We start from the raw sequence: 26,598 nt of genomic DNA, 5'->3' as shown, positions 1-26,598 counted from the left end.
ATTTTCTACATAATTCGCCAAAAATCTACGATAAATTGTTTACAATTTTAATAATCATAGAGTAAAATGAAAGGAAGGTAATATTGTAAAAAAATAGTAATTAAGGGGAGAGTGATAACATGGGAAAATGTCCTTTTTCATTCATGCATGCTATAACATCACGTAATAATAATGAGGATTCTCACACCCCTAATTTCAAAGAACTTAAACATCAGAATAAGACTACTCAAAATCTTTTTCATACTCTTGAGGGTCATGATGAACTCAATGAACAAATGAGAATGATTGATCTAACTGAATCAGATTTGAACTTATTACGTAGGGTGAAACCTATCGTTGAACAGAATATAGACTATATTACTGATCAGTTTTACAATTCGGTATTAGGCGTAAATAAACTTGAAGCAATAATATTGGAGCATAGTAGTATAGAAAGGTTGAAGACGACACTCCGAGAACATATTATTGAGATTTTTGATGGCAAAGTTGATGATGAGTACATAGCAAAGCGAATGAAGATTGCTAATATTCATAAAAGAGTAGGACTTGAGCCTAAATGGTATTTATCCGCTTTTCAAAATCTCCAGAATGTATTTATAAAAGTTATCTATAAAGAAACACATGATGACAATGCACGCCTACAAGTAGTTCAAACCGTTACTAAGTTGCTTAACCTTGAGCAACAACTCGTTCTGGAGGAGTACGAGAAGGAGAACGTTAAAGAGAAGGAACAGCAATACTTATTAGTTAAAAATGAATTAAAGCAGAAAATCGCTGAATTCAGCAGCGAATTAATAGATTTTAGTATCGACACAAATGCTGCTGTGAAGCAGCTAGTGGCCAGTAGCAATGAAGTGAGTAGAACATTCCAACGTACTGCTACATCCGCTGTAGAGTCACAGGGGTTGGCTACAGATGGACATGAGCATTTGGATAGCTTAACAGGACAGATTAACCTTATTTATCAAAGTACAAGTGAGATGGAACACTCAGTTCAGGAATTAAGTAATTCCTCTAAACAAATTCAAAAAATCGTAAACTCAGTGAAAGATATCGCTGATCAAACCAAAATCCTTTCACTTAATGCAACAATAGAAGCTGCCAGAGCTGGAGAGCATGGTAGAGGGTTTAGTGTAGTTGCCCAAGAAGTTAGTCGATTGGCAGAGGATACGAAGAATACTGTAATTCAGATCGTAGAGCTAACTAATAAATCAGGATATCTCACACAACAGGTTGTTGAAGAGATACGTAAGGTACAAGAGTTAACCAAAAGTGGAAAGCATCAATCCGTTGAGACTAGTCTTTTGTTTTCCGATATTGTTGAGGCGATGAAGAGTAGCACACAGGAGATTGTTATAGTAGAAGAAGAAATAAGAACATTGATTCAGACGATAGAGGGAATTGGGTCAGCAACAGAACAGACTGCAGAGTCAGCTGAGTTTTTCAAGTCTGCTACTGAGAATCTTTAGCCTATATAATAGTAATAAAACAGCGCTTGAAAAAAATATGCGTTGTTTTGTTAATTAAGCTTGCAATACTGCCGCCTATTATATATAATAATAAATGTTGTTCTGAGACGTTGCGATGATGTGAGAGGTTACTGACACACCCGGCCCCTTTGCCATGGGGACGAGGTCAGAAAATTTTCACGGAGTATGTCCGATACCAAATTGGGCGATAGAAGGAGGGACTAAAATGGCAAAGCAAAAAATTCGTATTCGCTTGAAAGCATACGACCACAGAATTCTTGATCAATCCGCTGAGAAGATTGTTGAAACAGCAAAACGTTCGGGTGCAGGTGTATCCGGGCCGATTCCGTTACCAACTGAGAAGCAAATCATTACTATTCTCCGTGCGGTACACAAGTACAAGGATTCCCGTGAACAGTTTGAACAACGGACTCACAAACGTTTGATCGATATTGTGAACCCAACACCACAAACTGTGGATGCCTTGATGCGCTTGGATCTACCGTCCGGTGTAGATATCGAAATCAAATTGTAATTCTATTTTTAGCAACTTAGGAAAAGAAAAGAGGTGTCAACATTGAAAGGTATCTTAGGAAAAAAACTCGGTATGACTCAAGTGTTTACTCCAGAAGGTAACGTAATTCCTGTTACTGTTATCGAAGCAGGCCCTTGTGTAGTACTGCAAAAGAAAGACCTGAATATCGACGGATATGAAGCAGTGCAATTGGGCTTTTCTGATAAAAAAGAAAGTCGCTCCAATAAGCCTGAACAAGGTCACGCCAAAAAGGCAAATGCAACACCTAAGCGCTACGTTCGTGAAATTCGCGGTGTTGACCTCGGGTCTCTCGAGGTTGGACAAGAACTGAAGGCTGATATTTTTGCTGAGGGCGAATTTGTTGACGTAACTGGCACATCTAAAGGTAAAGGTTTCCAAGGTAACATCAAACGTTGGGGACAAAGCCGCGGACCAATGGCACACGGATCGCGTTACCACAGAAGACCAGGTTCCATGGGTTCTATCCAAGCTAACCGTGTTCCTAAGGGCAAACGCCTTCCAGGACATATGGGTCACACGACTATCACGGTTCAACGGCTTGAAATCATCAAGGTTGATGTTGAGCGTAACGTATTGCTGATTAAAGGCGCTATTCCAGGTCCTAAAAACAGCTTCGTGAAAGTTAAACAAACCGTTAAGAAATAATTGCTGAAGAAAGGAGGAACATGAAATGCCAAAAGTAACACTTTTTAATATTAGTGGCAACGAAGTTGGTGAAGTGGAGCTGAGCGATACAGTATTCGGTATTGAACCGAATGAGCACGTTCTACATGAAGCTGCGCTTATGCAAAGAGCTTCCCTACGTCGTGGTACACACAAAGTAAAAGGACGTTCTGAAGTTCGTGGCGGTGGACGTAAACCTTGGAAACAAAAAGGTACAGGTCGCGCTCGTCAAGGCTCCATTCGTTCGCCACAATGGAAAGGCGGCGGCGTTGTCTTCGGACCAACACCACGTAGCTATTCCTGGAAACTGCCTAAGAAGGTTCGTCGTTTGGCGATCAAATCCGCTTTGTCCTCGAAAGTACTCGAGAATGACATTATCGTATTGGATAGCTTGACAATGAATGCTCCGAAGACGAAAGAATTCGCAGCAATCTTGAACAACCTGAAAGTAGATCGTAAAGCGTTGATCGTAGCTACTAGCTATGATGATAACGTAGCACTTTCCGCTCGTAACATCCCTGGGGTGAAATTCGTAGCGGCTGACGGCATTAATGTTCTTGACGTACTAACGTACGACAAACTGATCATCACTAAAGAAGCAGTTCTGAAGGTAGAGGAGGTGTTCGCGTAATGAAAGATCCTCGTGATATTATCAAACGTCCGGTGATTACGGAACGTACTTCCGACTACATGAGCGAAATGAAATACGCTTTTGAAGTGGATATCCGTGCTAACAAAACCGAAATCAAAAAAGCTGTCGAGGCTATTTTCAAAGTAAAAGTAACTAATGTGAACACAATGCGCGTACCTGGTAAACTGAAACGTTATGGTAAATATTCTGGTTACACTCCAGAGTGGAAAAAAGCCATCGTTAAGCTTAGCCCGGACAGCAAGCCGCTTGAATTTTTTGAAGCGGTAGAATAATACTCTGTTGAAGTAAGGAGGGAACTACAGTGCCAATCAAAAAGTACAAACCGACCTCTCCGGCAAGACGCGCTATGTCCGTGTCTACGTTTGAAGAAATTACAACAAACCAGCCAGAGAAATCGTTGCTTTCTCCGCTGTTCAAACATGCGGGACGCAACAACCAAGGTAAAATTACGGTTCGTCACCATGGCGGCGGACACAAACGTAAATACCGTATTATCGATTTCAAGCGGACTAAAGACGGCATACCAGGTAGCGTTGCTACAATCGAGTATGACCCGAACCGTACATCCAATATTGCTTTGATCCACTATGCTGATGGAGAGAAACGTTATATCATCGCTCCTAAAGGCCTTAAAGTTGGGGATAAAGTAGAGTCTGGCCCAACAGCCGACATCAAAATTGGTAACAGTCTTGCACTGGAAAACATCCCAGTGGGTACAGTTATCCACAACATTGAGTTGAAACCAGGTAAAGGCGGACAATTGGTTCGTGCTGCTGGTACAGAAGCTCAATTGCTTGGTAAAGAAGAAAAATACTGTTCCGTTCGTTTGTCATCCGGTGAGGTTCGTAAGATCCTTAGCGTATGCCGTGCAACTATCGGTTCCGTAGGTAACGAAGATCATGAATTGATCAAAATCGGTAAAGCTGGACGTAGTCGCTGGCTGGGCCGTCGCCCTGAAGTACGCGGTGTAGTAATGAACCCGAACGATCACCCACACGGTGGTGGTGAAGGCCGCGCTCCAATCGGACGTAAATCGCCTATGTCTCCATGGGGTAAACCAACCCTTGGTTACAAAACGCGTAAGAAAAACAAGGCATCTGATAAATATATCGTTCGCCGCCGCACAAAATAAGACGCTTCTGGCAAGTTAATAAAGCGCGAAGCGTCGATTCGCGGTTTGAAGAACCGGATGAAGGGAGGATTCACACATGGGTCGCAGTTTAAAGAAGGGGCCGTTTATCGATGGCTACCTGCTTAAAAAAGTTGAGGAACTGAACGAGGCTGAGAAAAAGGTTGTAGTTAAAACTTGGTCCCGTCGCTCAACCATTTTCCCTCAGTTTATCGGACATACGTTTGGTGTATATGACGGCCGTAAACACGTGCCTGTATACGTAACAGAAGATATGGTAGGTCACAAGTTGGGCGAGTTCGCGCCAACACGTACTTACAAAGGCCACGCGGGTGACGATAAGAAAACAAGAAGATAATAATAAGGTCTCTGTTTGAAAGGAGGTTAAACAATGGAAGCAAAAGCACATGCAAGATCGGTGCGGATTTCCGCTCGTAAAGCGAAACTGGTTGTTGACTTGATTCGCGGTAAGCAAGTGGGGGAAGCAATTGCAATTCTTCGCCACACTCCGAAGTCCGCTTCTCCGGTCGTTGAGAAGTTGCTTAATTCGGCAATTGCGAATGCTGAGCATAACTATTCTTTGGACGTGAACAGTTTGTTCGTTAGCGAGGTTTTCGTTAACCAAGGACCTACTATGAAACGTTTCCGTCCGCGCGCCATGGGCCGCGCAAGTCGGATCAATAAACGCACGAGCCACATTACACTGGTGGTATCTGAGAAATAAGGAGGGATAACACGTGGGTCAAAAGGTAAATCCAATCGGACTCCGAATCGGTATTATTCGCGATTGGGAATCTAAATGGTATGCAGGAAAAGATTTCGGTACGCTTCTGATGGAAGACGTCAAAATCCGGGAATACCTTAAAGGCAAATTGAAGGATTCCGCTGTTTCCCATATCGAGATCGAAAGAGCGGCTAGCCGCGTGAACGTTACAATTCATACAGCTAAACCAGGTATGGTTATTGGTAAAGGCGGAGCAGAAGTAGAAGTACTTCGCAGCGCAGTTACAGCAATCGCTGGTGGCAAAAAAGTACACATCAACATCAATGAAATCAAGCACCCTGAATTGGATGCAATTCTTGTAGCTGAGAGCATTGCTCAACAATTGGAACGTCGTGTATCGTTCCGTCGTGCACTCAAACAAGCGATTCAAAGAACTATGCGTTCTGGCGCAAAAGGGATTAAAACTCAAGTAGGCGGTCGTCTTGGCGGAGCTGAGATTGCTCGTTCAGAAGGTTATAGCGAAGGAACAGTTCCACTTCATACGCTTCGTGCCGATATCGATTACGGAACGGCTGAAGCACATACAACTTACGGTCTTATCGGCGTAAAAGTATGGATTTACCGTGGAGAAGTTCTTCCCCCAGCTAAGAAACAAGCTGCTCAGGAAGGAGGCAACTAATCATGTTGGTACCAAAACGCGTAAAACACCGCAAGCAACAACGCGGACACATGAAGGGTATGGCAAAAGGCGGTACTGAATTGAACTTCGGCGAATTCGGCCTGGTTGCATTAGAACCGTCTTGGATCACTAACCGTCAGATCGAAGCTGCTCGTATCGCAATGACACGTTATATCAAACGTGGCGGTCAAGTTTGGATCAAGATTTTCCCAGATAAGCCTATTACTCAAAAGCCTCTCGAGGTTCGTATGGGTAGTGGTAAAGGTAACGTTGAGAAATGGGTAGCGGTAGTTAAACCGGGCAAGATTATGTTCGAACTCGGAGGCGTGTCGGAAGAGATCGCTCGTGAAGCGATGCGTCTTGCCGCTCACAAGCTGCCTGTTAAGACTAAGTTTGTGAAACGTGAAGAATTGGGTGGTGAAGCAAATGAAAGCTAATGAACTTCGCAACTTAACCACTGCTGAGATTGAACAAAAGATCGCTGGATTCAAAGAGGAACTTTTTAATCTCCGTTTTCAATTGGCAACTGGCCAACTGGACAACCCGACTCGGATTCGTGACGTGCGCAAGGAAATAGCTCGTGCTAAAACCGTAATCCATCAAAGAGTGCTTGGGATTAGTTAAGTGAGACGGATCTCAGATCCGTATTCAGGAAGGAGGCTAACTAATGAGCGAAGAACGTAATGCACGTAAAGTGCTAATCGGTAAAGTGGTCAGTGATAAAATGGATAAAACCATCGTAGTCGCTGTTGAAACCTATAAGAAACACAACTTGTACCACAAACGCATCAAGTCTACGAAGAAATTCAAAGCACATGATGAGGAAAACGTTGCAAAAATTGGCGATACCGTAAAAGTCATGGAAACTCGTCCGTTGTCCAAGGACAAACGTTGGAGACTAGTTGAAGTGGTTGAAAAAGCGGTTATCATCTAAGATAATCAAAAGAGTTTTTCCGGAAGGAGGAAATTATAATGATTCAACCATTTACACGTTTGCATGTGGCTGACAACTCTGGTGCGAAGGAACTGATGTGTATCCGCGTACTGGGTGGTACTGGACGCCGTACAGCAGCAATCGGTGATTTGATCGTTTGTTCCGTAAAACAAGCAACACCTGGCGGCGTTGTCAAAAAAGGTGATGTTGTTAGAGCGGTAGTTGTTCGTACGAAACGTTCCGTTCGTCGTAAAGATGGATCTTACATCGCATTCGACGAAAATGCAGCTGTTGTTGTTAAAGACGACAGAAGCCCTCGTGGAACACGTATCTTTGGACCAGTTGCTCGCGAACTTCGCGATAAGGACTACATGAAGATCGTTTCCTTGGCACCGGAAGTAATCTAATAAACACGAGCACCAATAAGTTGAAGGTTAGTTATAGGAGGTGTAATAAATGCCTAGAGTGAAAAAAGTTCTGGAATCCCATAACAATAAACTGCACGTGAAGAAAGATGATGTGGTGCTTGTGATTAGTGGTAAAGACAAAGGCAAAAAAGGCCGTGTCATCGCTGCTTATCCTCGTGAAAACCGCGTTCTGGTAGAAGGCGTCAATATGGTGAAAAAACACCAAAAGCCGAACCAGCTGAATCCACAGGGTGGAATTATTGAGCAGGAAGCTTCGATTCATGTGTCCAACGTAATGCACATCGATCCGAAGTCCGGCAAAGTAACACGTATCGGTTACAAAGTATTGGACAACGGTAAAAAAGTTCGGATTGCAAAAAGATCCGGAGAGATTATCGACTAATATAGCCCTTAAGAAAGGAGGTTAAATCTTCATGGCAGCAAGAATGAAAGAACGTTATCTCAACGAAATTACACCTGCTTTGATGCAGAAGTTTAACTATACAACTGTTATGCAAGTGCCTAAGATCGAGAAGGTTGTCATCAACATGGGTGTGGGTGACGCTGTTCAAAACTCCAAAGTACTTGATGCTGCAGTTAATGACATGCAGTTGATCGCTGGTCAAAAACCAGTCATCACTAAAGCTAAAAAATCCATCGCTGGTTTCAAACTACGCGAAAATATGCCGATTGGGGTTAAAGTAACACTGCGCGGCGAGCGTATGTATTACTTCTTGGACAAATTGTTCAACGTAACGCTTCCACGCGTACGTGACTTCCGTGGTGTTTCCACTAAAGCCTTTGACGGCCGTGGTAACTACACACTTGGTCTTAAAGAACAATTGATCTTCCCCGAGATCGAATATGACAAAGTGGATAAAGTCCGCGGTATGGACATCGTTATTGTAACGACTGCTAAGACGGATGAGGAATCCCGTGAGCTGCTGGGTCAGCTGGGAATGCCTTTCGCAAAATAAAGTCGGTTAATCCATTTTCTCCGAAAATGTTTAGGAGGTGTCAGGCTAAGTGGCAAAAACTTCGATGAAAGTTAAACAACAACGTACGCCTAAGTTTAAAGTACGTGCATATACACGTTGCGAACGTTGTGGTCGTCCACATTCGGTACTGCAAAAGTTCAAAATTTGCAGAATTTGTTTCCGTGAATTAGCTTATAAAGGCCAGATCCCTGGCGTGAAAAAAGCAAGTTGGTAAGAAGTTTATAAACGGGAAGGAGGTTTACACACATGACTATGTCTGATCCTATTGCAGATATGCTTACTCGTATTCGTAACGCTAACATTGTGCGTCACGAAACGGTAGAAATGCCTGCTTCTACTATGAAGAAACAAATCGCTGACATTTTGAAGCGTGAAGGTTTCATCCGCGATGCGGAATTCGTTGAAGATAGCAAACAAGGGATTATCCGTATCTTCTTGAAATACGGCCCTAACCAAGAGCGTGTTATTTCTGGTTTGAAAAGAATCAGTAAACCAGGCCTTCGCGTATACACGAAGAGCAATGAAGTGCCTCGTGTACTCGGTGGTTTAGGAATCGCGATTATCTCCACATCTAAGGGAGTTATGACCGACAAAGAAGCTCGTCAATCAAAATCTGGCGGAGAAGTTGTCTGCTACATTTGGTAATAAACGTCACAAGATAAGGAGGTGCAACACATGTCTCGTATTGGTCGTAAACCAATCGCAGTACCTAGCGGTGTAGATGTCACTTTGGACAACGCCGTTATTACAGTAAAAGGTCCAAAAGGTTCTTTGACTCGTGAGCTTCATAAAGACATGAAGGTTACAGTTGAAAATAACGAAATTACCGTTGTTCGTCCGTCGGATAACAAATTGCATCGTTCACTTCACGGCACAACCCGCTCCGTTGTCAACAACATGGTAGCAGGCGTGACTGAAGGTTTCTCGAAATCTCTGGAATTGGTTGGGGTCGGATATCGTGCAAGCAAATCCGGAGATAAAATCGTTCTGAACGTTGGTTACTCCCACCCGGTTGAAATTACACCGGAAGCAGGTATCGAGTTCGAAGTTCCTGCGAACACGAAGATCATCGTTAGAGGTATCGATAAAGAACGCGTTGGCGCATACGCTGCTAAAATTCGTTCCGTTCGTGAGCCAGAACCGTATAAAGGTAAAGGTATCAAATATGAAGGCGAGCGTATCATCCGCAAAGAAGGTAAAGCTGGTAAGAAGAAATAACCGGTTTGAACTTAATTGTAAGATACCCCGTGCATCTTAAAGTGAAGCTGTTTACGGCAAACTGAAGGGAGTGAAAGGGAAGTCATGATTACAAAAGAAGATAAAAACAAGGCTCGTCTCAAAAGACACCTGCGTGTTCGTAAGAAAATTCAGGGAACTACTGAGCGTCCACGTTTGAACGTGTTCCGTTCTTCGAAACACATCTACGCTCAATTGATCGATGATGTTAAAGGGGTTACTATCGTATCCGCTTCTACACTTGATAAAGAACTGAGTGCTAATATCGGTAATGGCGGCAGCGTTGAAGCTGCAGCGAAAGTTGGCCAATTGGTCGCTGAGCGCGCTAAAGAAAAAGGTTATGCAGTGGTCGTATTCGACCGCGGAGGTTACTTGTACCATGGACGAATTCAAGCTTTGGCTGATGCAGCTCGTGAAGCTGGTCTTGAATTCTAGAATAATTCTTAAAAGGAGGTTAACGACTTGCGTGTAGATCCGAACAGTTTAGAACTGACAGAAAGAGTTGTACACATTAACCGTGTAGCAAAAGTTGTAAAAGGCGGACGCCGTTTCAGCTTTAGTGCACTCGTTGTTGTGGGCGATGGCAATGGCTACGTCGGTGCTGGTATCGGTAAAGCCGGCGAAGTTCCGGATGCCATCCGTAAAGGCATTGAAGACGCCAAGAAAAACCTGATTCACATTCCAATCGTAGGAACTTCGATTCCCCACCTCGTTACTGGCCACTTCGGCGCAGGACGCGTGTTGCTGAAACCAGCATCAGAGGGTACTGGCGTTATCGCTGGCGGTCCAGTTCGTGCGGTATTGGAATTGGCAGGCGTTGGCGACATTTTGACAAAATCACTGGGTTCTTCGAATTCCATGAATATGGTCAATGCAACTTTGGAGGGACTTTCCCGTCTGAAACGCATTGAAGAGGTCGCGAAACTTCGCGGCAAATCTGTCGAAGAATTGCGCGGTTAAGGAGGGGAACGTCAATGGCAAAATTGCAAATTACCCTCGTACGCAGTGTAATCGGACGTCCAGAAACACAACGTGTTACTGTTAAGACGCTCGGCCTACGTAAACTCAACACGACTGTGGTTCACAATGACAGTCCTGCAATTCGCGGAATGATCAATAAAGTGAGTCACTTGTTGTCTGTAACTGAAATTGAAGGCTAATCGCCTCGCATAAATTAACAAACATAAGGAGGTGCAAACGATGAAGTTACATGAACTTGCTCCAGCTCCTGGTTCCCGAAAAGAACGCAATCGCGTTGGTCGTGGACCAAGTAGCGGAAATGGTAAAACTTCCGGTCGCGGTCACAAAGGTCAAAACTCACGTTCTGGCGGTGGTGTTCGTCCGGGCTTCGAGGGTGGACAAAATCCGCTCTATCGTCGTCTGCCTAAACGTGGTTTCGTCAATCCTACCCGTAAAGAGTATGCGATTGTGAACCTTGAAGATCTGAATAGCTTTGCAGAAGGAACAGAAGTGACTCCGCAGTTGTTGCTTGAAACTGGTGTTGTCAAGAATTCCAAAAGCGGCATTAAGATTCTCGGCAATGGTGAGTTAACCGTTAAATTGACTGTACAAGCAAATAAGTTCTCTCAATCTGCGGTAGAGAAAATCGAGGCTGCCGGCGGTAAAACCGAGGTGATCTAATGTTCAAGACGCTTAAGAATATCTGGCATGTGGAAGATTTGCGCAAAAAGATCCTGTTTACCTTGTTCATTCTGATTATCTACCGTATCGGTTCGTTTGTACCGGTTCCTGGTGTGAACAAAGATGTACTGGAAACAGCAAATCAAAGCGGTGACGCTTTGATGGGACTTTTGAACACCTTCTCGGGCGGAGCGCTCAAAAACTTCTCGATATTTGCGATTAGTATTTATCCGTATATTACAGCATCCATCATCGTGCAATTGCTGTCGATGGATGTTGTTCCTAAGTTTGCTGAATGGGCTAAACAAGGGGAGCACGGTAAAAAACAACTAGCGCAAATCACTCGTTATGGTACTGTGATTTTGGCCCTGATCCAAGGTTTTGCTACGTCGATAGGGTTTAACCGGATTTATGGAACTCAAATGATGCCGAATGCGACATTTGCTGACTACTTACTGGTTGCCATTATCTTGACGGCTGGTACTTCTTTCCTGATGTGGCTTGGTGAACAGATTACCGAAAAGGGAATCGGGAACGGGATTTCGATCCTGATTTTTGCGGGAATCGTCGCCGCCATCCCGGGATATATCACGAGTACGGCTAACTCAAGCTTTATTCAGCCGGATCAAGTGTTCCTGAATATTCTTAAAGTCGTTATTGTGCTGATTGTGATTGTAGCGATTATTACAGCAGTTATCTTCGTACAGCAAGGTATTCGGAAGATTCCTGTTCAATACGCTAAACGCGTAGTCGGCAACAAAATGTACGGTGGACAGAATACGCACATTCCGCTGAAAATTAATGCGGCTGGTGTAATTCCGGTTATCTTCGCCGTATCACTGCTTCAGTTCCCAGTTGTTCTCTCCAGTTTCTGGTCAACACATGCCTGGGCTCAATGGATTGCTAAGTATTTGGCAACTGATGCTCCACTTGGTATGCTTCTGTATGTAGTGATGATCATCGGGTTCACGTTCTTCTATACGTTCGTGCAGATGAATCCTCAGCAGATGGCTGATAACATGAAGAAGAATGGTGGTTACATTCCAGGTATCCGTCCTGGTAAAGCTACTGAGAAGTATTTGACTAGAGTAATGTCTCGTCTGACTATGTCCGGCGCATTGTTCTTGGCTTTGATCTCTGTATTGCCGATGTTCTTCGGTGCTTTATCTGGATTGCCTAAAGAAGTTCGAATTGGCGGTACTTCACTGCTAATCGTAATCGGTGTGGCATTGGATACTATGAAGCAGATCGAGAGCCAATTGATCAAACGCCATTACAAAGGCTTCATCAATAAATAGGCGATAGGTTCCGGTGAAGCATAAGATTTTATTCTTCCCGGCACCTATTGTGCTGTTTCTTGCTTGGTGGCGAACTTTTGGGGGGAGAGAGAAATCGTGAACATTTTATTCATGGGCCCTCCTGGGGCAGGCAAGGGAACACAAGCTGCTGAGATCATTAAAGAATTTGGCATTCCGCATATTTCGACAGGAGATGCTTTTCGTTTGGCAATCAAACAGGAGACTCCAGTAGGATTGAAGGCCAAATCATTTATGGATCAAGGTTTGCTTGTACCAGATGATGTGACCATTGGTATAGTTGAAGAACGGCTGCAGCAGTCCGATTGCGAAAAAGGATTTCTATTGGATGGTTTTCCAAGAACTCTTTCGCAAGCGGAAGCGCTGGATGAAATTCTAAGCCGTTTGAATACTTCTTTGGATCATGTCATCAACTTGAATGTTGACCGTGGACTGTTGATGGCGCGTCTTACTGGACGTCGTATCTGCACAGTTTGCGGAGCATCCTACCATTTAATCTTCAACCCGCCGAAGCAAGATGGCATTTGCGACATTGATGGCGGTGAATTGTATCAACGTCCGGATGACAACGAAGAAAGTGTAGGCAAGCGTCTGGATGAGTATGATAATAAGACAGCGCCGCTGCTTGCGTTTTATGATAATAAAGGTCTTTTGCGTCAGGTAAATGGGGAAAACGAAATCAATGTCGTTTCTTCTGAAATCGTATCTTTATTGCGGGGTTAATGTAATGATCATTTGTAAATCCGAACAGGAACTTGCCTTTATGAGGGAAGCTGGTCGAATTGTTGCCGAAAGTCACCGTCTTATTGCTGAGGCCATTGAGCCTGGTATTACAACGGGGGAGCTCGACAGAATCGCCGATCAATACATTCGCAGTCAAGGTGCTGTGCCGTCTTTCAAAGACTACAACGGTTTTCCTGCCAGCATTTGCGCTTCAGTCAACGAACAATTGGTGCATGGATTTCCAGGTAAACGCAAACTGATCGAAGGCGATATTGTAACGCTGGATATCGGTGCAGAGTACCGCGGTTATCACGGTGATTCCGCCTGGACCTACGGTGTGGGCAGCATTTCCGAAGAGGCTCAGCGTTTGCTGGACGTTACGGAAGGCTCCTTGTACGCGGGACTGGCGTTAGTTAAGCCGGATGTGCGCTTGTTTACAATCTCCCATGCTATCCAGCAATACATCGAAGAGGCTGGTTTCTCAGTCGTACGTGAGTATGTTGGTCATGGTATTGGGGCAAAACTGCATGAAGAACCGCAAATTCCGAATTATGGCATAGCGGACCGCGGACCACGTCTGAAACCGGGTATGGTACTCGCGATTGAGCCGATGGTAAACGTAGGAAAGAGACATGTCAGAACACTGGAAGATAACTGGACTGTCGTTACGGTGGATGGCTCACTATGTGCTCACTTTGAGCATACAGTAGCAGTTACTCCGGACGGCATGGAAATTTTCACAAAACTGAATGCGTAGGTGATCTCCACTTGAATACTGTGAGCAGCCCGCAGGTTGGTCAATTAGTGAGAATTCTCAAAGGCAAAGATGCCGGAGAGGCAGCCGTTGTTATCGCAGTTGTTGATAGCAGATTTGTATACATTGCAGATGGAGACAAACGTAAGTTTGATGGGCCAAAGAAGAAGAATATTCTTCATCTGGAGCTCATACCCTTCATCAGCAGTGAGGTTGTGAACAGTTTGGAAGAAACTGGACGGGTAACAAACGGAAAGCTGCGTTACGCAGTCATGAAGTATGCTGGACCCACCGGAATAAGTGCTGATGAGAAAGGAGACTAACTGTGGCTAAGGAAGATGTCATTGAAGTAGAAGGTACTGTCCTTGAACCGTTGCCAAATGCAACGTTTAAGGTTGAGCTTGAGAACGGTCATCAAATACTTGCCCATGTATCCGGTAAATTGCGGATGCACTTTATCCGTATTTTGACCGGAGACAAAGTGGTCGTGCAGTTATCGCCTTATGATTTATCAAAAGGTCGTATAACTTACCGTAAATAGATGGGAACTACGAAAAAAGTTTTGCTTCGCAAAACTTTGAGGAGGTAATTAACATGAAGGTAAGACCTTCTGTAAAGCCCATTTGCGAGAAATGTAAAGTAATCCGCCGCAAAGGGACTGTTATGGTGATTTGCGAAAATCCGAAACACAAACAAAAACAAGGTTAAGAAGGGGGTGTAGCGTAAAATGGCTCGTATAGCTGGAGTGGATTTGCCACGTGACAAACGCGTTGAGATCGCCTTGACTTATATTTTCGGAATCGGTAAAACGACTTCTCAGAAAATTCTTAATGAAACAGGCATTAGCGCTAATACACGTGTCCGTGATTTGACGGAAGATGAAGTCAGCAAACTGCGTGAAACGATCGACAAAACGGTTAAGGTTGAAGGTGACCTGCGTCGTGAAATTTCCTTGAATATTAAACGTCTTACTGAGATCGGCTGTTACCGCGGTGTTCGTCACCGTCGTGGATTGCCTGTTCGCGGTCAACGTACTAAAACCAATGCCCGTACCCGGAAAGGCCCGCGTCGTACGGTAGCAAACAAGAAGAAATAATAAGGGGGGATAAGAGACAATGGCTAAACCGAAAAAAGTCGTACGTACTAAACGTCGCGACCGTAAAAATATCGAATCCGGCGTGGCACATATTCGTTCCACGTTCAATAACACCATCGTTACCATCACAGATCCTCACGGAAATGCAATTTCCTGGGCAAGCTCCGGCGGCCAAGGATTTAAAGGTTCCCGTAAGTCGACTCCATTCGCAGCGCAAATGGCAGCTGAATCAGCAGCTAAAGCAGCTATGGAGCACGGCATGAAGTCGGTTGAGGTTATGGTTAAAGGACCGGGCGCGGGCCGCGAAGCAGCCATCCGTTCCCTTCAAGCTGCAGGGCTTGAAGTTAACCTTATTAAAGACGTAACTCCGGTTCCTCACAATGGATGCCGTCCGCCGAAACGTCGTCGCGTATAGTGAAATCAGTATTGTAAATGTGGTATAATTCTGACGCATCTGCTAATAATAGGTGTTTAGGCATACTACATGATGCACCTGATGGGGTGACAGTTTCATATAGGAGCGACGTTGAAGGAGGGGTAAACTCGTGATAGAAATCGAAAAGCCGAAGATTGAGACCGTAGAAGCTAATGATGAAGGTACCTATGGGAAATTCGTAGTTGAACCGTTGGAACGTGGGTATGGCACGACTCTGGGGAATTCACTTCGCCGGATATTGCTTTCTTCGCTTCCAGGAGCCGCAGTGACTTCGGTCCAAATTGACGGCGTTCTGCATGAGTTCTCGACCGTTCCAGGCGTAATGGAAGATGTGACGGAGATCATTCTGAACCTTAAAGCCTTGTCCCTGAAGATTCATTCAGACGAGGAAAAAGTGTTTGAGATTGATGCCGAAGGGGAAGGCATCGTTACCGCAGGTGATATCCGTGCGGACAGCGATGTTGAGATCCTCAACCCGGATCTTCACATTGCAACGCTGGGACCTGGTGCGAGACTTCACATGCGTATTTTTGCAGGCCGTGGTCGCGGCTACGTCCAAGCGGACCGGAACAAACGCGACGATCAGCCAATTGGCGTTATCCCGGTTGACTCCATCTACACTCCTATTTCACGCGTTAACTACGGCATAGACAATACACGTGTTGGTCAAGTGACTAACTACGACAAATTGACGCTTGAAATTTGGACAGATGGCAGTATTAGACCGGAAGAGGCTGTAAGCCTCGGAGCCAAAATTTTGAACGAGCACCTCGTTCTGTTCGTAGGTCTTACGGACGAAGCGAAAGACGCCGAAATTATGGTTGAAAAAGAAGAAGACAAAAAAGAAAAAGTGCTAGAGATGACAATCGAAGAGCTTGATCTTTCTGTCCGCTCCTACAACTGCCTTAAACGTGCTGGTATTAATACCGTACAAGAGCTTACCACGAAGACTGAAGAAGATATGATGAAGGTGCGTAACCTTGGTCGTAAATCTTTGGAAGAAGTTCAGGAGAAGCTTGAGGAACTTGGTTTGGGACTCCGTACAGAAGAATAGCTACAGATTGCTACAGTAAAGGAGGGAAAACACATGGCATACCAAAAATTGGGCCGTGATTCCAGTGCGCGTAAAGCGTTATTTCGCGACATGGTAACGGATCTATTTTTATACGAGCGCATCCAAACAACGGAAGCTAAAGCGAAAGAAGTTCGTTCTATCGCTGAAAAGTTGATCACTAAAGCTAAAAAAGGCGATCTTCATGCTCGTCGTCAAGTAGCTGCATTTGTTCGCCGCGAGACTGTTGATGGTGAACAAGATGCAATTCAAAAATTGTTCTCTGACATTGCTCCTCGTTACACAGAGCGTCCAGGTGGATACACTCGTATCCTGAAACTCGGACCTCGTCGTGGGGACGCTGCGCCTATGGTTTATCTTGAATTGGTAGACCGCGCGTAGTATCACAAGTATTGATTTCCGATGCTTCCCTTTCATCCGGCCCTCTTTGGAGTAAAGATGGGGGAAATATCAGCGTTATTGTGCTGCAGAGGCGCAAGACTCTGCTGTACTAATAACCGTGGGAATCACCTTGGTTCAATTGAAGGAGCTCCCGCAGGGGCTCTTTTTTTTGAAGTAATGGAGTGAAGTGTTAATGGATGCCGTCCTTCTAGGGACGGCAAAGCCATTTCTTCCTCGTGAATAAGATCAGACAGTGCTTCGATCGACGTTTCTGCTGAACGGTTTAAAAAGGAGAACGGAATGCGTAATCTATTGATGAAGGTCAATTATGACGGAACAAATTATGATGGCTTTCAGACCCAGCCTCAGGGCAATACGATTCAGGATCGGCTGGAGCAAGCGATACTCCATCTGACAGGTGAGGAGCTTAAGATTACTGCTTCTGGTCGCACAGATGCCGGAGTACACGCCTATGGTCAGCCTTTTAACTTTACGACCTCCTCTCGAATCCCACTTGAACGTTGGTGTCTCGCGCTTAATGCCCGGCTGCCACAAGATATCGTGGTTACTGAGGCTAGGGAAGTACCGCTGACGTTTCACTCTCGTAGAGGAGCTAAGCGTAAAACTTACCGATACACGATTAACGGCAACAGGTTTCCAGATCCGTTTCAGCGGCGCTGGCAGCTTCACCATCCGGTGAGGTTGGATATTCCTGCGATGCAGCAAGGCTTAACGCATATTTTAGGGACACATGACTTCACTTCGTTTGCTTCTCGGAGGTCTACTAAGACTTCTCATGTACGAACGATCTTTGAAGCTCATATGGAAGTAGACCGCAGCATGTGCCGACCCTCTACTTTAGATCAGGGAGTGATCCAAACTTATATAACGGGTAGTGGATTTCTTCAGCATATGGTTCGCATTATTATGGGGACTTTGATCCATGTGGGGGAAGGTAAAATAGATGCTGATCATGTTGCTGAGATATTGGCAGCATGTGATCGTTCTGCTGCTGGTCCGACAGCTATGGCCAAGGGGTTGGCTTTGTGGAGTGTAGAATATGACGAGTCTGAAAGTGAATCTTTTTTTCTATAAATTTCTTCCTAAATAATAGGCTGAATGTTTAAAAATCACTTGCACTTGTTATGTTTATACTGTAATATAAAAGTTGTGTTTTCTTGATGGCTATCCCACAGCCCCGATCAAGGAAATGCCAAAAAAATGCTTTGCTTAACTCACATAATTGTAATTCAATGAGAAACAAGATATACGAAACAGAAGATTTTCGTACGAGAACAAGGAGGAAACATTCATGCGTACCACCTATATGGCGAAGCCGAACGAAGTTGAACGCAATTGGCACATTATTGATGCCGAAGGCAAAACACTCGGTCGTTTGGCCAGCGAAGCCGCTGCTTTGATCCGTGGCAAACACAAACCGCAATTCACTCCACACGTTGATACAGGAGATTTCGTTATCGTAATCAACGCTGAGAAGATTCACTTGACCGGTAAGAAATTGCAAAACAAGAAATACTACCGTCACTCGATGCACCCAGGTGGCTTGAAAGTTACTAATGCTGAAACTTTGCTGAATACTAAACCAGAACGCGTAATTGAATTCGCTGTTCATGGTATGATTCCTAAGACTCGTCAAGGGGACCACATGAAGCTTAGATTGAAAGTATATGCAGGCGCCGAGCATCCACATGCAGCACAAAAACCTGAAGTTTACGAACTTCGCGGATAAGAATAGAGGAGGACAGTTTCATGGCACAAGTACAATACTATGGGACAGGTCGTCGTAAACATTCGGTAGCACGTGTTCGCCTTGTACCGGGTGAAGGACGCATTGTCATTAACAAACGTGAGATGGACGAATATTTCGGTGTGGAAACACTGAAAATGATCGTAAAACAACCTTTGAACCTGACTGAAACACTGGGCAACTACGATGTAATCGTTCTTGCACATGGTGGCGGCATTTCCGGTCAAGCTGGAGCAATTCGTCACGGTATCTCCCGTGCATTGCTTAAAGTTGACCCTGAATATCGCGGTGCGCTTAAGAAAGCCGGCTTCCTGACTCGTGACCCACGTATGAAGGAACGTAAGAAATACGGCTTGAAGGCTGCACGTCGTGCGCCTCAGTTCTCGAAACGTTAATATTTATCAAGAATTCAACCCTTGGCCTTTATGGTCGAGGGTTTTATTTTTTTTTTTAGCAGCCCCTTTCGAACAAGAAATGGGCTTTTTTTGCATTCATTTACTAATTCTGAGGGTTGAAACTCATTGACTTCCTCAGTAAAAGTTATATACTATTTCATATAGAAATAGTTGGTTTTATTACTTCTTTTACCTCATTTATTCATACGATTAATATTTTGGATGGAGGAATACCTTAATGAACCTGCTCGAGAAAGAAGATTTGATCAGAATAAAGGCCGAAGAATTAGAGAGTGCTTCACCCGAGGATATTATCCGCTGGGCAGTAGAGACATTTCCTAACATTACTTTTGCCTGCAGCTTTGGTGCCGAAGATGTAGTGCTTGTTGATATGCTTCACAAAGTTAGTCCATCTACTGATGTCTTTTATCTCGATACAGATTATCATTTTAAGGAAACCTACGAAACCAGAGATTTGATGGCAGACAAATACGGATTAGAGTTTGTACGAGTGTCTCCGCAACTCACCACGCAGGAGCAAGCACTTCAATACGGTGATGCGCTATGGGCGGTTGACCCAAATCAATGCTGTGGTATTCGTAAAGTTGAACCATTGACTCGTATATTATCTCAATATGAGGCATGGATTACTGGAATTCGTCGCGATCAAGCGCCTACCCGTGCAAATTCTAAAAAGGTCGAGTATGATTATAAATTTGGTTTAGTGAAGTTTAATCCTATTGCGGATTGGACGTCAGAAGATGTATGGAACTATATTCGTGAAAATGACGTAATCTATAACCCTCTACATGACCGTAACTATCCAAGTATTGGCTGTGAGCAATGTACACGTCAGGTTATGCCAGGTGAAGATCCGCGTGCTGGCCGTTGGTCTGGATCAGAGAAGACAGAGTGCGGATTGCACAAGTAAGACATATCCCTGTGGGAACATAGAAGGAGAGACTAAGATGACTTCAATACGTCCGCATGGCGGAACTTTGGTTAACCGTGTAGTAGAGGGTACTGAAAGAGAAGAATTGCTCAATCTCGCACGTGACAGCAAGGCAATTGCCTTGAATACCTGGACTTTATCCGATTTGGATCTTATAGCTGTAGGTGCATTTTCGCCACTGACTGGCTTTTTAAATGAGCAAGACTATCATTCAGTAGTAAAAAACATGCGTTTAGCAGATGGCACAGTATGGAGCATTCCAATAACACTGGCTGTAGAAGATGATGTGGCTGCCGGTTTATCAATTGGGGATAAAGTTTCTCTAATCGGTGAAGAGGACGGAGAGATTTACGGATTATTGGATATTGAGAGTATATATACTGTTAATCAAACGATTGAAGCACAAAATGTCTTCAAAACAACAGACCCTGAACATCCAGGTGTGAGCAAGCTGTTGGCTCGCCCTGCAACTTATGTTGGAGGACCCATTACAGTCTTGAACCGCCCACAGCCAGAGAAGTTCGGTGAATTTTATTTTGATCCTGCGGATACGCGGAAGATATTTGCTGATAAGGGCTGGAGAACGGTTGTAGGCTTCCAAACACGCAATCCGGTCCATCGAGCTCACGAGTATATTCAAAAGTGCGCTATGGAGGTTGTAGACGCTCTATTCCTAAATCCGCTAGTGGGTGAGACGAAGTCGGATGATGTGCCGGCAAATGTGCGCATGAAGAGCTATCTAGCGCTTTTGGAGAACTATTATCCTGAGGATCGTACTTTCCTTGGTGTTTTTCCGGCGGCAATGCGTTATGCAGGTCCTAGAGAAGCGATTTTCCATGCCATGGTTCGCAAAAATTACGGCTGCACCCATTTCATCGTTGGTCGTGACCATGCTGGCGTAGGTGATTATTACGGCACTTATGAGGCACAGGAGATTTTCTCGAATTTTAGTGCTGAAGAACTTGATATTACTCCATTATTTTTTGAACATAGCTTCTTCTGTAAAAAATGCGGGAATATGGCATCCAGTAAAACTTGCCCACATCCTAGTGACGATCACATGACATTGTCGGGTACGAAGGTACGGGCTTTGCTCCGTGATGGCCAATGTCCTCCGCCAGAATTTACTCGGCCTGAGGTTGCGCAGATTCTGATTGAAGGTATGACTCAAGAAGTTACAGCTTAAACATTAACAGCTAGTACTATTTGACCTTCTTGTCCCATATAGATGAGTATTATCTATCGGGACGAGGGGGTCTTTGTTATGTCTGGCCGAAAGCAGAGTAAAGTCTCGGTCTGGATTTCATGGAGCAGCATCAAAAAAAGTATGCTCGGTGTGATGCTACTAGCTATAATGATCGGAATTATCGCGTTTGACATGCCTACCGCTAAAACACTAAATTATTGGAGTCTGCCCTTGTCAGGAAAAGTTATTGCTCTCGATGCGGGGCATGGTGGAGCTGATGGAGGAGCGGTTAGCCGGGAAGGGCTAATTGAGAAAGATATTAATCTCGCGGTATCGCTTTATTTGCGTGATTATCTGCAGCAGGCAGGAGCAATTGTAGTAATGACTCGTGAGGGTGATTATGATTTGGCTCAGGAAGGCACTAAGGGCTATTCTAAGCGTAAGACAGAAGATCTTAAACAAAGAGTCAGAAGTATCGAAGAAAAAGGCGCAGACCTTTTTATAAGCGTTCACATGAACAGTGTCCCTTCCAATCGTTGGAGTGGAGCACAGACCTTTTACTACCCCAATCACAAGGATAATAAAGCTATAGCGGAGTTTGTGCAGAGTGAGCTGAAGACTACGCTGGAGAATACGGATCGTGTGGCTAAGACAGTGAATACTGTTTATCTGTTAAAAGCATTGAAAATACCAGCGGTGCTTGTAGAAGTTGGCTTCTTATCACATCCTCAGGAATCTGCTCTACTTGGAAATGATGTCTATCAGCGTAAGGTTGCGACTAGCATTTATCGGGGGATTCTTCGGTACGCCTCCGAGTAGTCAGGACTACTCATGGGGAGACAGGTAATGCTATAATAGACAAAAACTCCGGAGAATTTCTCAACCGGAAAGGAAACAGAGGTGCTTCCCATGCTGACTAAGGAACAAATTCAGGAAATACTGCAGCCATTAACAGACTCTGAAACTGGAAAAAGCCTTGTGGAACTACAGCTGATCCGTGACATTATGATTAAAGAAGACCGTATTTCTTTATCTATCATATGTCTGAATCCTGAAGAGCAAAGTCGCATGGATCTAGAACAACAGGTTCGTGAATTGCTTGAAGCGGGTGGGGTTTCTAATGTACATATCCGGCTTCGTGATGCAACCGATTATGAACGTGCTATACTTCGCGGAGAGAGCGTAGAGGATTTCGATGAACCTGGGAAACTTAAAGGACATGCAGCAGGCCTTGATGACCATGAATTAATTAGCGAGAGCTCTGGCGTGAACTTTATCGCCGTGGCCAGCGGCAAAGGTGGAGTTGGTAAGTCAACCGTAACGGTGAATTTGGCCGTAGCCCTTGCAAGAAAAGGGAAAAAAGTTGGTCTTATCGATGCTGATATTTATGGTTTCAGTATTCCCGATATGATGGGGATCGAAGAGGGACCAGTTGTAGAAGAAGGAACGATTATTCCTGTGGAACGTTTTGGAGTGAAGGTCATGTCTATGGGCTTCTTTATTCGTGAGAATAGTCCAGTTATTTGGCGGGGACCTATGCTGGGTAAAATGCTTCGCCAGTTCTTCAATGATGTCGGCTGGGGTGAGCTTGATTATATGCTACTGGATCTTCCCCCAGGTACTGGTGATGTGGCGCTTGACGTGCATCAGATGCTGCCTCACAGCAAAGAGATCATAGTTACAACACCTCATGCTACCGCAGCGTTTGTGGCGGCTAGAGCGGGCTCTATGGCTCTACAGACAGATCATGAGATTATTGGAGTCATTGAGAATATGGCTTATTATGAGTGTACTGACTGTGGTAAGAAAGATTATATCTTTGGCAGAGGCGGAGGCGCAAGGCTTGCTGAGACGCTTCATACGGAGCTGCTTGCACAAGTGCCACTAGGTGCACCAGACAACCATATTTCTGAACCGGATTTCTCGCCTTCTGTATACAAAGAAGAGACACCAACCGGACTGTTGTTTGCAGACATCGCTGATAAACTCATTGCTAAATATGAGCACTAATTCCTGTGCATGAAAAAGAGGCCTTCCCACACTTATTAGTGGGATAAGGCCTCTTTTTTAAGAACTTGAATCATCGCCGCTACCGCCGCCACCGCTTTCCTGTTTTTCGCCGCCTTCACTGCCTTTTTCCTTTTTCTCCTTGGGTTCAAGTTCTTCTTGTACGACTTTTTTAAGTAAATTTAATACTTCCATACGGAATAATGGGGTTTGCATTGATTCCTGCATGGTCTTCATGGATTGTTTACGGTAATCAGGTGTTTTGGTGAGATTTAGAAACATTGTCATCATTTCTGGAGATTTCATAATTTCTTCGACTGATTTCTGATAAGTTGGGTCCTTAATTAGCTGAAGGTGTAGCTCCTTGCTTTGCGATTGAATGGCTTTAGCAAAATCGCCCGCAAACTTGGGATCAGTCATTATTTTCTCAATTTCCTTCTGATATTCCGGCGCAGTAAGAGTATTTTTAACAGCGAGCTTAATTTCCTCTGTTGTTTGAAGTGGCATCATCTTCATGCTCATTCCACTGGTACCGCTAGAGCTGGAGCTTGATAATGATTCCTCAACCGCTTTTTTACCCTCATCGCTTTTCAATATATCTAAAACCATGGTCTTCGTTTCTTTATAACTGCCTTGTCCGGAAGAAGAACTGCTCTGCTCACTTCCGCAAGCCGTTAAGGCCATAACAAAGCTCAATGCCAAACCCACAGATCCGATAAATCTCCATTTCATTGGCGCTGCCCTCCTTTATAGGATTCTCTAGATGTATTATGCCGCATTAGAGTACATTTATGTTGTGGGTGTAATGGTGTTTTGTCGGTATCCTTGGTAAAATAAATCTGACAAGAGGAGGTGAATTGGCTGAGTATAAAAAAATGGTTTCATTTATTTTGGACTACCCTTCTTATAGGAGCGGGTGGGGCTGTAATCGCTGGTCTGGCACTGCAATTCGTAAATGGTAAGATTGATTTCAAAAGTGTCGGGGATTTCTTTTTATACCCGCTGATTCTGCTTGGCTACGGTATGCTTGTAAGCGTTTATTCGCAACTTGGTTTTTTTGCCTATTTGATTTTGAATTATATGGGCAACGGCGTTTTTCCACAAAAGGTTTGGAAATACATACAACTAGTGCTTTCTGTGCTCGCATTGCTTGAACTGATTTTTTTGCGTACCGTCGTTGGCGGAGAAAGAAATGTTACGTCTGATCTAATTTTAGGAATCGCTATTTTGCTAGCAGCTATTATTGTGTCTTATTTCAAAGTGAAAAGTACAAACATCTCAGCTTTGATTCCAACCCTCTTTTTTATGACAGCTATTTCAATTGTGGAAGTTATTGGTGTGCTCCGTATAGGTGTTGATAGTGCGACGGTATTTATTGTTGTTCCACTTATCGCTTGTAATGCATTCCAAATTTTGATGCTTCACCGTATTCTGAAGCCGGCAGCCGGATAATGAACGGGGAAGGCGCTAAACAATGAACCCCGTGCTCTGATCTCAGAAGACGGGGTTTTTTGCTCTTACTGTATCTTAACGATTAAAATCTGATTGTGGAGGTTAATCTTAAAGAACGATACGACCACAAAACTAAGTGTATGCTTCCGATGCGAGTTTTGTTCGAGGCTCATCAATGGTGCATATGCTTTACAAAACTAAGTAGATGCTTCCGAAGTGAGTTTTGTACGATGTAACACAAGTGGAGTAACGCTCACAAAACTTTTAGGAGGGGAATATATGGACATCAAGCGCTATATGATAAAAGACACAAAAGAAATCCGGCTTAACAAGCTGGATCCGGACGACACAGGTATTTTTAAATCCAAAAAAGAAGCAGAAGCCAAAACAGAAGAGCTTAAAGCACGTTTGGCAGAGCTACAAGATATTCTGTTTGCTCAGAAAAAGCATTCGCTGCTTGTTATTCTGCAAGGAATGGATTCCAGCGGTAAGGATGGCACGGTTAAGCATATTTTTTCAGGCATCAATCCACAAGGATTTATAGTCACCAGCTTCAAGAAACCATCTCTAGAGGAAGAGGCTCATGATTTTTTATGGAGGGTACATCAGAAGACACCCCCTAAGGGCTATATCTCTGCATTTAACCGCTCACACTATGAAGATGTATTGGTACCACGGGTACACGGAGGGTTAAAAAAGGATGACTTGAAGCGCCGCTTTCGTTACATACGGCAGTTCGAGGAAATGCTGGTGGAAGAGGGGACGACAATTATCAAGCTTTTTCTGCATATTTCTAAAGAGAAGCAGTTAAAGAAAATCAAGGAACGGCTAGAAGATCCCAAAAAACACTGGAAATTCGATGCAAGTGATCTCCAGGAGCGGGAGTATTGGGATGATTACCAAGAAGCATATGAAGATGTTTTTAAGGAAACTAGCATAGATAAAGCACTCTGGTACTGGATACCCGCCAATCATCAATGGTACCGCAACTATTTGACCTTATCCATCGTTGTAAAGACACTGGAGAGTCTGGATCTGAGCTATCCGAAGCTGAATACCCCCACACCCGATATATCGGAACTCATTTCTCCACGTCATTAATCCTTTGGGCAGATCAACATCCATTACGGCACCAGAGATTGAAAAGTGCTTACAGTCCTGCTGCGTCCTCAACGGCATTACTAAGTGAAGCTGAGTCGCGAACTTCTTTACCTTCGGTGTTGCTTTGACTAATCAGCTCAGAGACGGTAACGAATTCATAACCTTGTCTGCGGAGCTCGTCGATAATGAGTGGAAGTGCTTCATGTGTTTGTTTGCAGGAATCACTGGCATGTAGAAGGACGATATCACCTGGATGCGCTTTTGTCGTTACACGCTTCACGATATTGTCTACGCCGATGTTCTTCCAATCCAGGGAGTCTGTATCCCATTGAATGACCTTGTAACCGAGATCATTGGCAACCTGAAGGACTCTTTTGTCAAAATCTCCATTAGGCATACGAATCAAATTGGGCTCAGTGCCAGTTAATTCGGTAAGTACGGTGTGAGCTGTTGAGATCTGTGTACGAATTTCTTCGTTGCTTAGTGTGCTGTAATTGACGTGTTTATGACCATGACTTCCGATTTCAAAACCTGCATTCTTGATGTTGGTTACAATGTCCGGGTGAGTCTTACTCCATGGTGACGACAGGAAGAAGGTGGCTTTGTCCACTTTCTTGTCTTCAAGTACCTTCAAAATCGGTTCGGGTCTTTTCTCCCCCCAGCTAATATCGAAGGTCAGGGCAATCAGCTTCTTCTCTGTGGGTACACTGTAGATCGCAGAAGGTCCGGATTCAGAAAAAACGGTTATGTTTCCCCTCTCGACATAGACAACTCCAGCAGCAAGAAGCACAGCGGCGAAGATATAGATGAATCGTTTAATCTTTTTGCCGCTGAATACATAAAAAGAATTCATAATGACAGCGCTCCTCTC

General features: G+C 44.2%; 43 protein-coding genes. 41 read left to right on the top strand and 2 right to left on the bottom strand.

Translation table 11 applies throughout. The annotated features are described in order from the left end of the window. Positions 1-143 precede the first annotated feature (143 nt). From QNH28_RS26820 to QNH28_RS26630, 39 genes are all read left to right on the top strand, one after another. On the top strand, positions 144-1,469 hold the full coding sequence (locus QNH28_RS26820; RefSeq protein ID WP_283909223.1) for a globin-coupled sensor protein: 1,326 nt from the start codon (positions 144-146) through the stop codon (positions 1,467-1,469). A 226-nt stretch (positions 1,470-1,695) separates the two neighbouring features. Beyond that, a complete protein-coding gene (gene rpsJ / locus QNH28_RS26815) occupies positions 1,696-2,004 on the top strand; it encodes a 30S ribosomal protein S10 (protein WP_017692074.1) in 309 nt (102 codons plus the stop codon). A gap of 42 nt (positions 2,005-2,046) precedes the next feature. Continuing rightward, positions 2,047-2,670 carry a 50S ribosomal protein L3 gene (rplC, locus tag QNH28_RS26810; protein WP_283909222.1) on the top strand — a complete coding sequence of 208 codons (624 nt, stop codon included), beginning with the start codon at positions 2,047-2,049 and terminating at the stop codon, positions 2,668-2,670. A gap of 25 nt (positions 2,671-2,695) precedes the next feature. After that, on the top strand, positions 2,696-3,319 hold the full coding sequence (gene rplD / locus QNH28_RS26805) for a 50S ribosomal protein L4 (protein WP_036680536.1): 624 nt from the start codon (positions 2,696-2,698) through the stop codon (positions 3,317-3,319). Beyond that, positions 3,319-3,612 carry a 50S ribosomal protein L23 gene (rplW, locus tag QNH28_RS26800; protein ID WP_036680537.1) on the top strand — a complete coding sequence of 98 codons (294 nt, stop codon included), beginning with the start codon at positions 3,319-3,321 and terminating at the stop codon, positions 3,610-3,612. Before rplD ends, rplW begins: the two co-directional genes overlap by 1 nt. 29 nt (positions 3,613-3,641) lie before the next feature. After that, positions 3,642-4,472, top strand: a complete 831-nt coding sequence (rplB, locus tag QNH28_RS26795) for a 50S ribosomal protein L2 (protein ID WP_283909221.1) — start codon at positions 3,642-3,644, stop codon at positions 4,470-4,472. A gap of 76 nt (positions 4,473-4,548) precedes the next feature. Next, the gene (rpsS, locus tag QNH28_RS26790; protein ID WP_036652940.1) at positions 4,549-4,827 is read left to right on the top strand and encodes a 30S ribosomal protein S19; all 279 of its coding nucleotides are present in this window, start codon (positions 4,549-4,551) and stop codon (positions 4,825-4,827) included. A 33-nt stretch (positions 4,828-4,860) separates the two neighbouring features. Continuing rightward, complete coding sequence (gene rplV / locus QNH28_RS26785; RefSeq protein ID WP_036680546.1) at positions 4,861-5,193, top strand: 50S ribosomal protein L22; 333 nt, start codon at positions 4,861-4,863, stop codon at positions 5,191-5,193. 13 nt (positions 5,194-5,206) lie between these two features. After that, positions 5,207-5,872 (top strand): 30S ribosomal protein S3, encoded by a 666-nt coding sequence (gene rpsC / locus QNH28_RS26780; RefSeq protein WP_038573452.1) that lies wholly within the window; start codon positions 5,207-5,209, stop codon positions 5,870-5,872. Between the two features lie 2 nt (positions 5,873-5,874). Next, positions 5,875-6,309, top strand: a complete 435-nt coding sequence (gene rplP, locus QNH28_RS26775) for a 50S ribosomal protein L16 (RefSeq protein WP_036680552.1) — start codon at positions 5,875-5,877, stop codon at positions 6,307-6,309. Continuing rightward, the gene (gene rpmC, locus QNH28_RS26770; protein WP_019908232.1) at positions 6,299-6,496 is read left to right on the top strand and encodes a 50S ribosomal protein L29; all 198 of its coding nucleotides are present in this window, start codon (positions 6,299-6,301) and stop codon (positions 6,494-6,496) included. Before rplP ends, rpmC begins: the two co-directional genes overlap by 11 nt. A 43-nt stretch (positions 6,497-6,539) precedes the next feature. After that, positions 6,540-6,806 (top strand): 30S ribosomal protein S17, encoded by a 267-nt coding sequence (gene rpsQ / locus QNH28_RS26765; RefSeq protein ID WP_042131223.1) that lies wholly within the window; start codon positions 6,540-6,542, stop codon positions 6,804-6,806. Positions 6,807-6,844: 38 nt separating this feature from the next. After that, complete coding sequence (rplN, locus tag QNH28_RS26760; protein WP_036680556.1) at positions 6,845-7,213, top strand: 50S ribosomal protein L14; 369 nt, start codon at positions 6,845-6,847, stop codon at positions 7,211-7,213. Between the two features lie 49 nt (positions 7,214-7,262). Further along, positions 7,263-7,616: a 50S ribosomal protein L24 gene (gene rplX / locus QNH28_RS26755; RefSeq protein ID WP_076286851.1), complete on the top strand. Its 354-nt coding sequence runs from the start codon at positions 7,263-7,265 to the stop codon at positions 7,614-7,616. A gap of 31 nt (positions 7,617-7,647) precedes the next feature. After that, positions 7,648-8,190, top strand: a complete 543-nt coding sequence (gene rplE / locus QNH28_RS26750; protein WP_042131222.1) for a 50S ribosomal protein L5 — start codon at positions 7,648-7,650, stop codon at positions 8,188-8,190. A gap of 49 nt (positions 8,191-8,239) precedes the next feature. Further along, positions 8,240-8,425 (top strand): type Z 30S ribosomal protein S14, encoded by a 186-nt coding sequence (locus QNH28_RS26745; RefSeq protein WP_013312154.1) that lies wholly within the window; start codon positions 8,240-8,242, stop codon positions 8,423-8,425. Positions 8,426-8,457: 32 nt separating this feature from the next. Next, positions 8,458-8,856, top strand: coding sequence for a 30S ribosomal protein S8 (rpsH, locus tag QNH28_RS26740; protein ID WP_036680560.1), 399 nt, complete (start codon positions 8,458-8,460; stop codon positions 8,854-8,856). Positions 8,857-8,886: 30 nt separating this feature from the next. Then, on the top strand, positions 8,887-9,429 hold the full coding sequence (gene rplF / locus QNH28_RS26735) for a 50S ribosomal protein L6 (protein ID WP_283909220.1): 543 nt from the start codon (positions 8,887-8,889) through the stop codon (positions 9,427-9,429). Between the two features lie 84 nt (positions 9,430-9,513). Next, positions 9,514-9,882 carry a 50S ribosomal protein L18 gene (rplR, locus tag QNH28_RS26730; protein ID WP_042131220.1) on the top strand — a complete coding sequence of 123 codons (369 nt, stop codon included), beginning with the start codon at positions 9,514-9,516 and terminating at the stop codon, positions 9,880-9,882. 27 nt (positions 9,883-9,909) lie between these two features. Then, positions 9,910-10,407 (top strand): 30S ribosomal protein S5, encoded by a 498-nt coding sequence (rpsE, locus tag QNH28_RS26725; RefSeq protein WP_036652980.1) that lies wholly within the window; start codon positions 9,910-9,912, stop codon positions 10,405-10,407. Between the two features lie 14 nt (positions 10,408-10,421). Continuing rightward, the gene (gene rpmD / locus QNH28_RS26720) at positions 10,422-10,607 is read left to right on the top strand and encodes a 50S ribosomal protein L30 (protein ID WP_036680567.1); all 186 of its coding nucleotides are present in this window, start codon (positions 10,422-10,424) and stop codon (positions 10,605-10,607) included. A 40-nt stretch (positions 10,608-10,647) separates the two neighbouring features. Continuing rightward, positions 10,648-11,088, top strand: a complete 441-nt coding sequence (rplO, locus tag QNH28_RS26715) for a 50S ribosomal protein L15 (protein WP_036680569.1) — start codon at positions 10,648-10,650, stop codon at positions 11,086-11,088. Beyond that, positions 11,088-12,386: a preprotein translocase subunit SecY gene (gene secY, locus QNH28_RS26710; RefSeq protein WP_042131218.1), complete on the top strand. Its 1,299-nt coding sequence runs from the start codon at positions 11,088-11,090 to the stop codon at positions 12,384-12,386. The genes rplO and secY overlap by 1 nt, the downstream gene beginning before the upstream one ends. 96 nt (positions 12,387-12,482) lie before the next feature. Beyond that, positions 12,483-13,127 carry an adenylate kinase gene (locus tag QNH28_RS26705; protein ID WP_283909219.1) on the top strand — a complete coding sequence of 215 codons (645 nt, stop codon included), beginning with the start codon at positions 12,483-12,485 and terminating at the stop codon, positions 13,125-13,127. 4 nt (positions 13,128-13,131) lie between these two features. Next, positions 13,132-13,884, top strand: a complete 753-nt coding sequence (map, locus tag QNH28_RS26700; RefSeq protein WP_283909218.1) for a type I methionyl aminopeptidase — start codon at positions 13,132-13,134, stop codon at positions 13,882-13,884. A gap of 11 nt (positions 13,885-13,895) precedes the next feature. Then, on the top strand, positions 13,896-14,204 hold the full coding sequence (locus tag QNH28_RS26695) for a KOW domain-containing RNA-binding protein (RefSeq protein ID WP_042131215.1): 309 nt from the start codon (positions 13,896-13,898) through the stop codon (positions 14,202-14,204). Positions 14,205-14,206: 2 nt separating this feature from the next. Beyond that, a complete protein-coding gene (gene infA, locus QNH28_RS26690) occupies positions 14,207-14,422 on the top strand; it encodes a translation initiation factor IF-1 (RefSeq protein ID WP_036652996.1) in 216 nt (71 codons plus the stop codon). 53 nt (positions 14,423-14,475) lie between these two features. Continuing rightward, positions 14,476-14,589: a 50S ribosomal protein L36 gene (gene rpmJ / locus QNH28_RS26685; protein WP_003322638.1), complete on the top strand. Its 114-nt coding sequence runs from the start codon at positions 14,476-14,478 to the stop codon at positions 14,587-14,589. Between the two features lie 19 nt (positions 14,590-14,608). After that, positions 14,609-14,977 carry a 30S ribosomal protein S13 gene (gene rpsM / locus QNH28_RS26680; RefSeq protein ID WP_036680583.1) on the top strand — a complete coding sequence of 123 codons (369 nt, stop codon included), beginning with the start codon at positions 14,609-14,611 and terminating at the stop codon, positions 14,975-14,977. Positions 14,978-14,996: 19 nt separating this feature from the next. Further along, positions 14,997-15,392, top strand: a complete 396-nt coding sequence (rpsK, locus tag QNH28_RS26675; protein ID WP_019908251.1) for a 30S ribosomal protein S11 — start codon at positions 14,997-14,999, stop codon at positions 15,390-15,392. Positions 15,393-15,522: 130 nt separating this feature from the next. Next, the gene (locus tag QNH28_RS26670) at positions 15,523-16,467 is read left to right on the top strand and encodes a DNA-directed RNA polymerase subunit alpha (protein ID WP_036680585.1); all 945 of its coding nucleotides are present in this window, start codon (positions 15,523-15,525) and stop codon (positions 16,465-16,467) included. 33 nt (positions 16,468-16,500) lie between these two features. After that, a complete protein-coding gene (gene rplQ / locus QNH28_RS26665) occupies positions 16,501-16,866 on the top strand; it encodes a 50S ribosomal protein L17 (protein ID WP_019908254.1) in 366 nt (121 codons plus the stop codon). A gap of 300 nt (positions 16,867-17,166) precedes the next feature. After that, positions 17,167-17,961: a tRNA pseudouridine(38-40) synthase TruA gene (gene truA / locus QNH28_RS26660; protein WP_283909217.1), complete on the top strand. Its 795-nt coding sequence runs from the start codon at positions 17,167-17,169 to the stop codon at positions 17,959-17,961. A gap of 217 nt (positions 17,962-18,178) precedes the next feature. Continuing rightward, positions 18,179-18,616 carry a 50S ribosomal protein L13 gene (gene rplM / locus QNH28_RS26655; RefSeq protein WP_036680589.1) on the top strand — a complete coding sequence of 146 codons (438 nt, stop codon included), beginning with the start codon at positions 18,179-18,181 and terminating at the stop codon, positions 18,614-18,616. 20 nt (positions 18,617-18,636) lie between these two features. Then, a complete protein-coding gene (gene rpsI, locus QNH28_RS26650) occupies positions 18,637-19,029 on the top strand; it encodes a 30S ribosomal protein S9 (protein WP_025706574.1) in 393 nt (130 codons plus the stop codon). A 238-nt stretch (positions 19,030-19,267) separates the two neighbouring features. Continuing rightward, positions 19,268-19,960, top strand: a complete 693-nt coding sequence (locus tag QNH28_RS26645; RefSeq protein WP_283909216.1) for a phosphoadenylyl-sulfate reductase — start codon at positions 19,268-19,270, stop codon at positions 19,958-19,960. Positions 19,961-19,997: 37 nt separating this feature from the next. Next, complete coding sequence (gene sat / locus QNH28_RS26640) at positions 19,998-21,167, top strand: sulfate adenylyltransferase (RefSeq protein WP_283909215.1); 1,170 nt, start codon at positions 19,998-20,000, stop codon at positions 21,165-21,167. A 78-nt stretch (positions 21,168-21,245) separates the two neighbouring features. Further along, positions 21,246-21,986: an N-acetylmuramoyl-L-alanine amidase CwlD gene (gene cwlD / locus QNH28_RS26635; RefSeq protein WP_283909214.1), complete on the top strand. Its 741-nt coding sequence runs from the start codon at positions 21,246-21,248 to the stop codon at positions 21,984-21,986. A 90-nt stretch (positions 21,987-22,076) separates the two neighbouring features. Beyond that, entirely contained in the window at positions 22,077-23,177 is a 1,101-nt protein-coding gene (locus tag QNH28_RS26630) for an Mrp/NBP35 family ATP-binding protein (RefSeq protein WP_283909213.1), read from the top strand. Positions 23,178-23,234: 57 nt separating this feature from the next. Here QNH28_RS26630 and gerD read toward each other — a convergent pair whose 3' ends face one another. Further along, positions 23,235-23,906, bottom strand: a complete 672-nt coding sequence (gene gerD / locus QNH28_RS26625) for a spore germination lipoprotein GerD (RefSeq protein ID WP_283909212.1) — start codon at positions 23,904-23,906, stop codon at positions 23,235-23,237. A gap of 129 nt (positions 23,907-24,035) precedes the next feature. Between gerD and QNH28_RS26620 the strand changes: the two genes are divergently transcribed. Beyond that, positions 24,036-24,626 carry a KinB-signaling pathway activation protein gene (locus QNH28_RS26620; protein ID WP_283912274.1) on the top strand — a complete coding sequence of 197 codons (591 nt, stop codon included), beginning with the start codon at positions 24,036-24,038 and terminating at the stop codon, positions 24,624-24,626. A 279-nt stretch (positions 24,627-24,905) separates the two neighbouring features. Then, positions 24,906-25,727 carry a PPK2 family polyphosphate kinase gene (locus tag QNH28_RS26615; protein WP_283909211.1) on the top strand — a complete coding sequence of 274 codons (822 nt, stop codon included), beginning with the start codon at positions 24,906-24,908 and terminating at the stop codon, positions 25,725-25,727. A 49-nt stretch (positions 25,728-25,776) separates the two neighbouring features. Here the strand turns inward: QNH28_RS26615 and pdaB are convergent, their stop codons facing one another. Beyond that, on the bottom strand, positions 25,777-26,580 hold the full coding sequence (pdaB, locus tag QNH28_RS26610) for a polysaccharide deacetylase family sporulation protein PdaB (protein ID WP_283909210.1): 804 nt from the start codon (positions 26,578-26,580) through the stop codon (positions 25,777-25,779). Between the last annotated feature and the right edge of the window lie 18 nt (positions 26,581-26,598).

It is taken from the genome of Paenibacillus sp. G2S3 (assembly GCF_030123105.1).
Classification (GTDB): Bacteria; Bacillota; Bacilli; order Paenibacillales; family Paenibacillaceae; genus Paenibacillus_AQ.
Note: the sequence above shows the minus strand (reverse complement) of the source record. Positions and strands in the feature narration are given on the sequence as shown.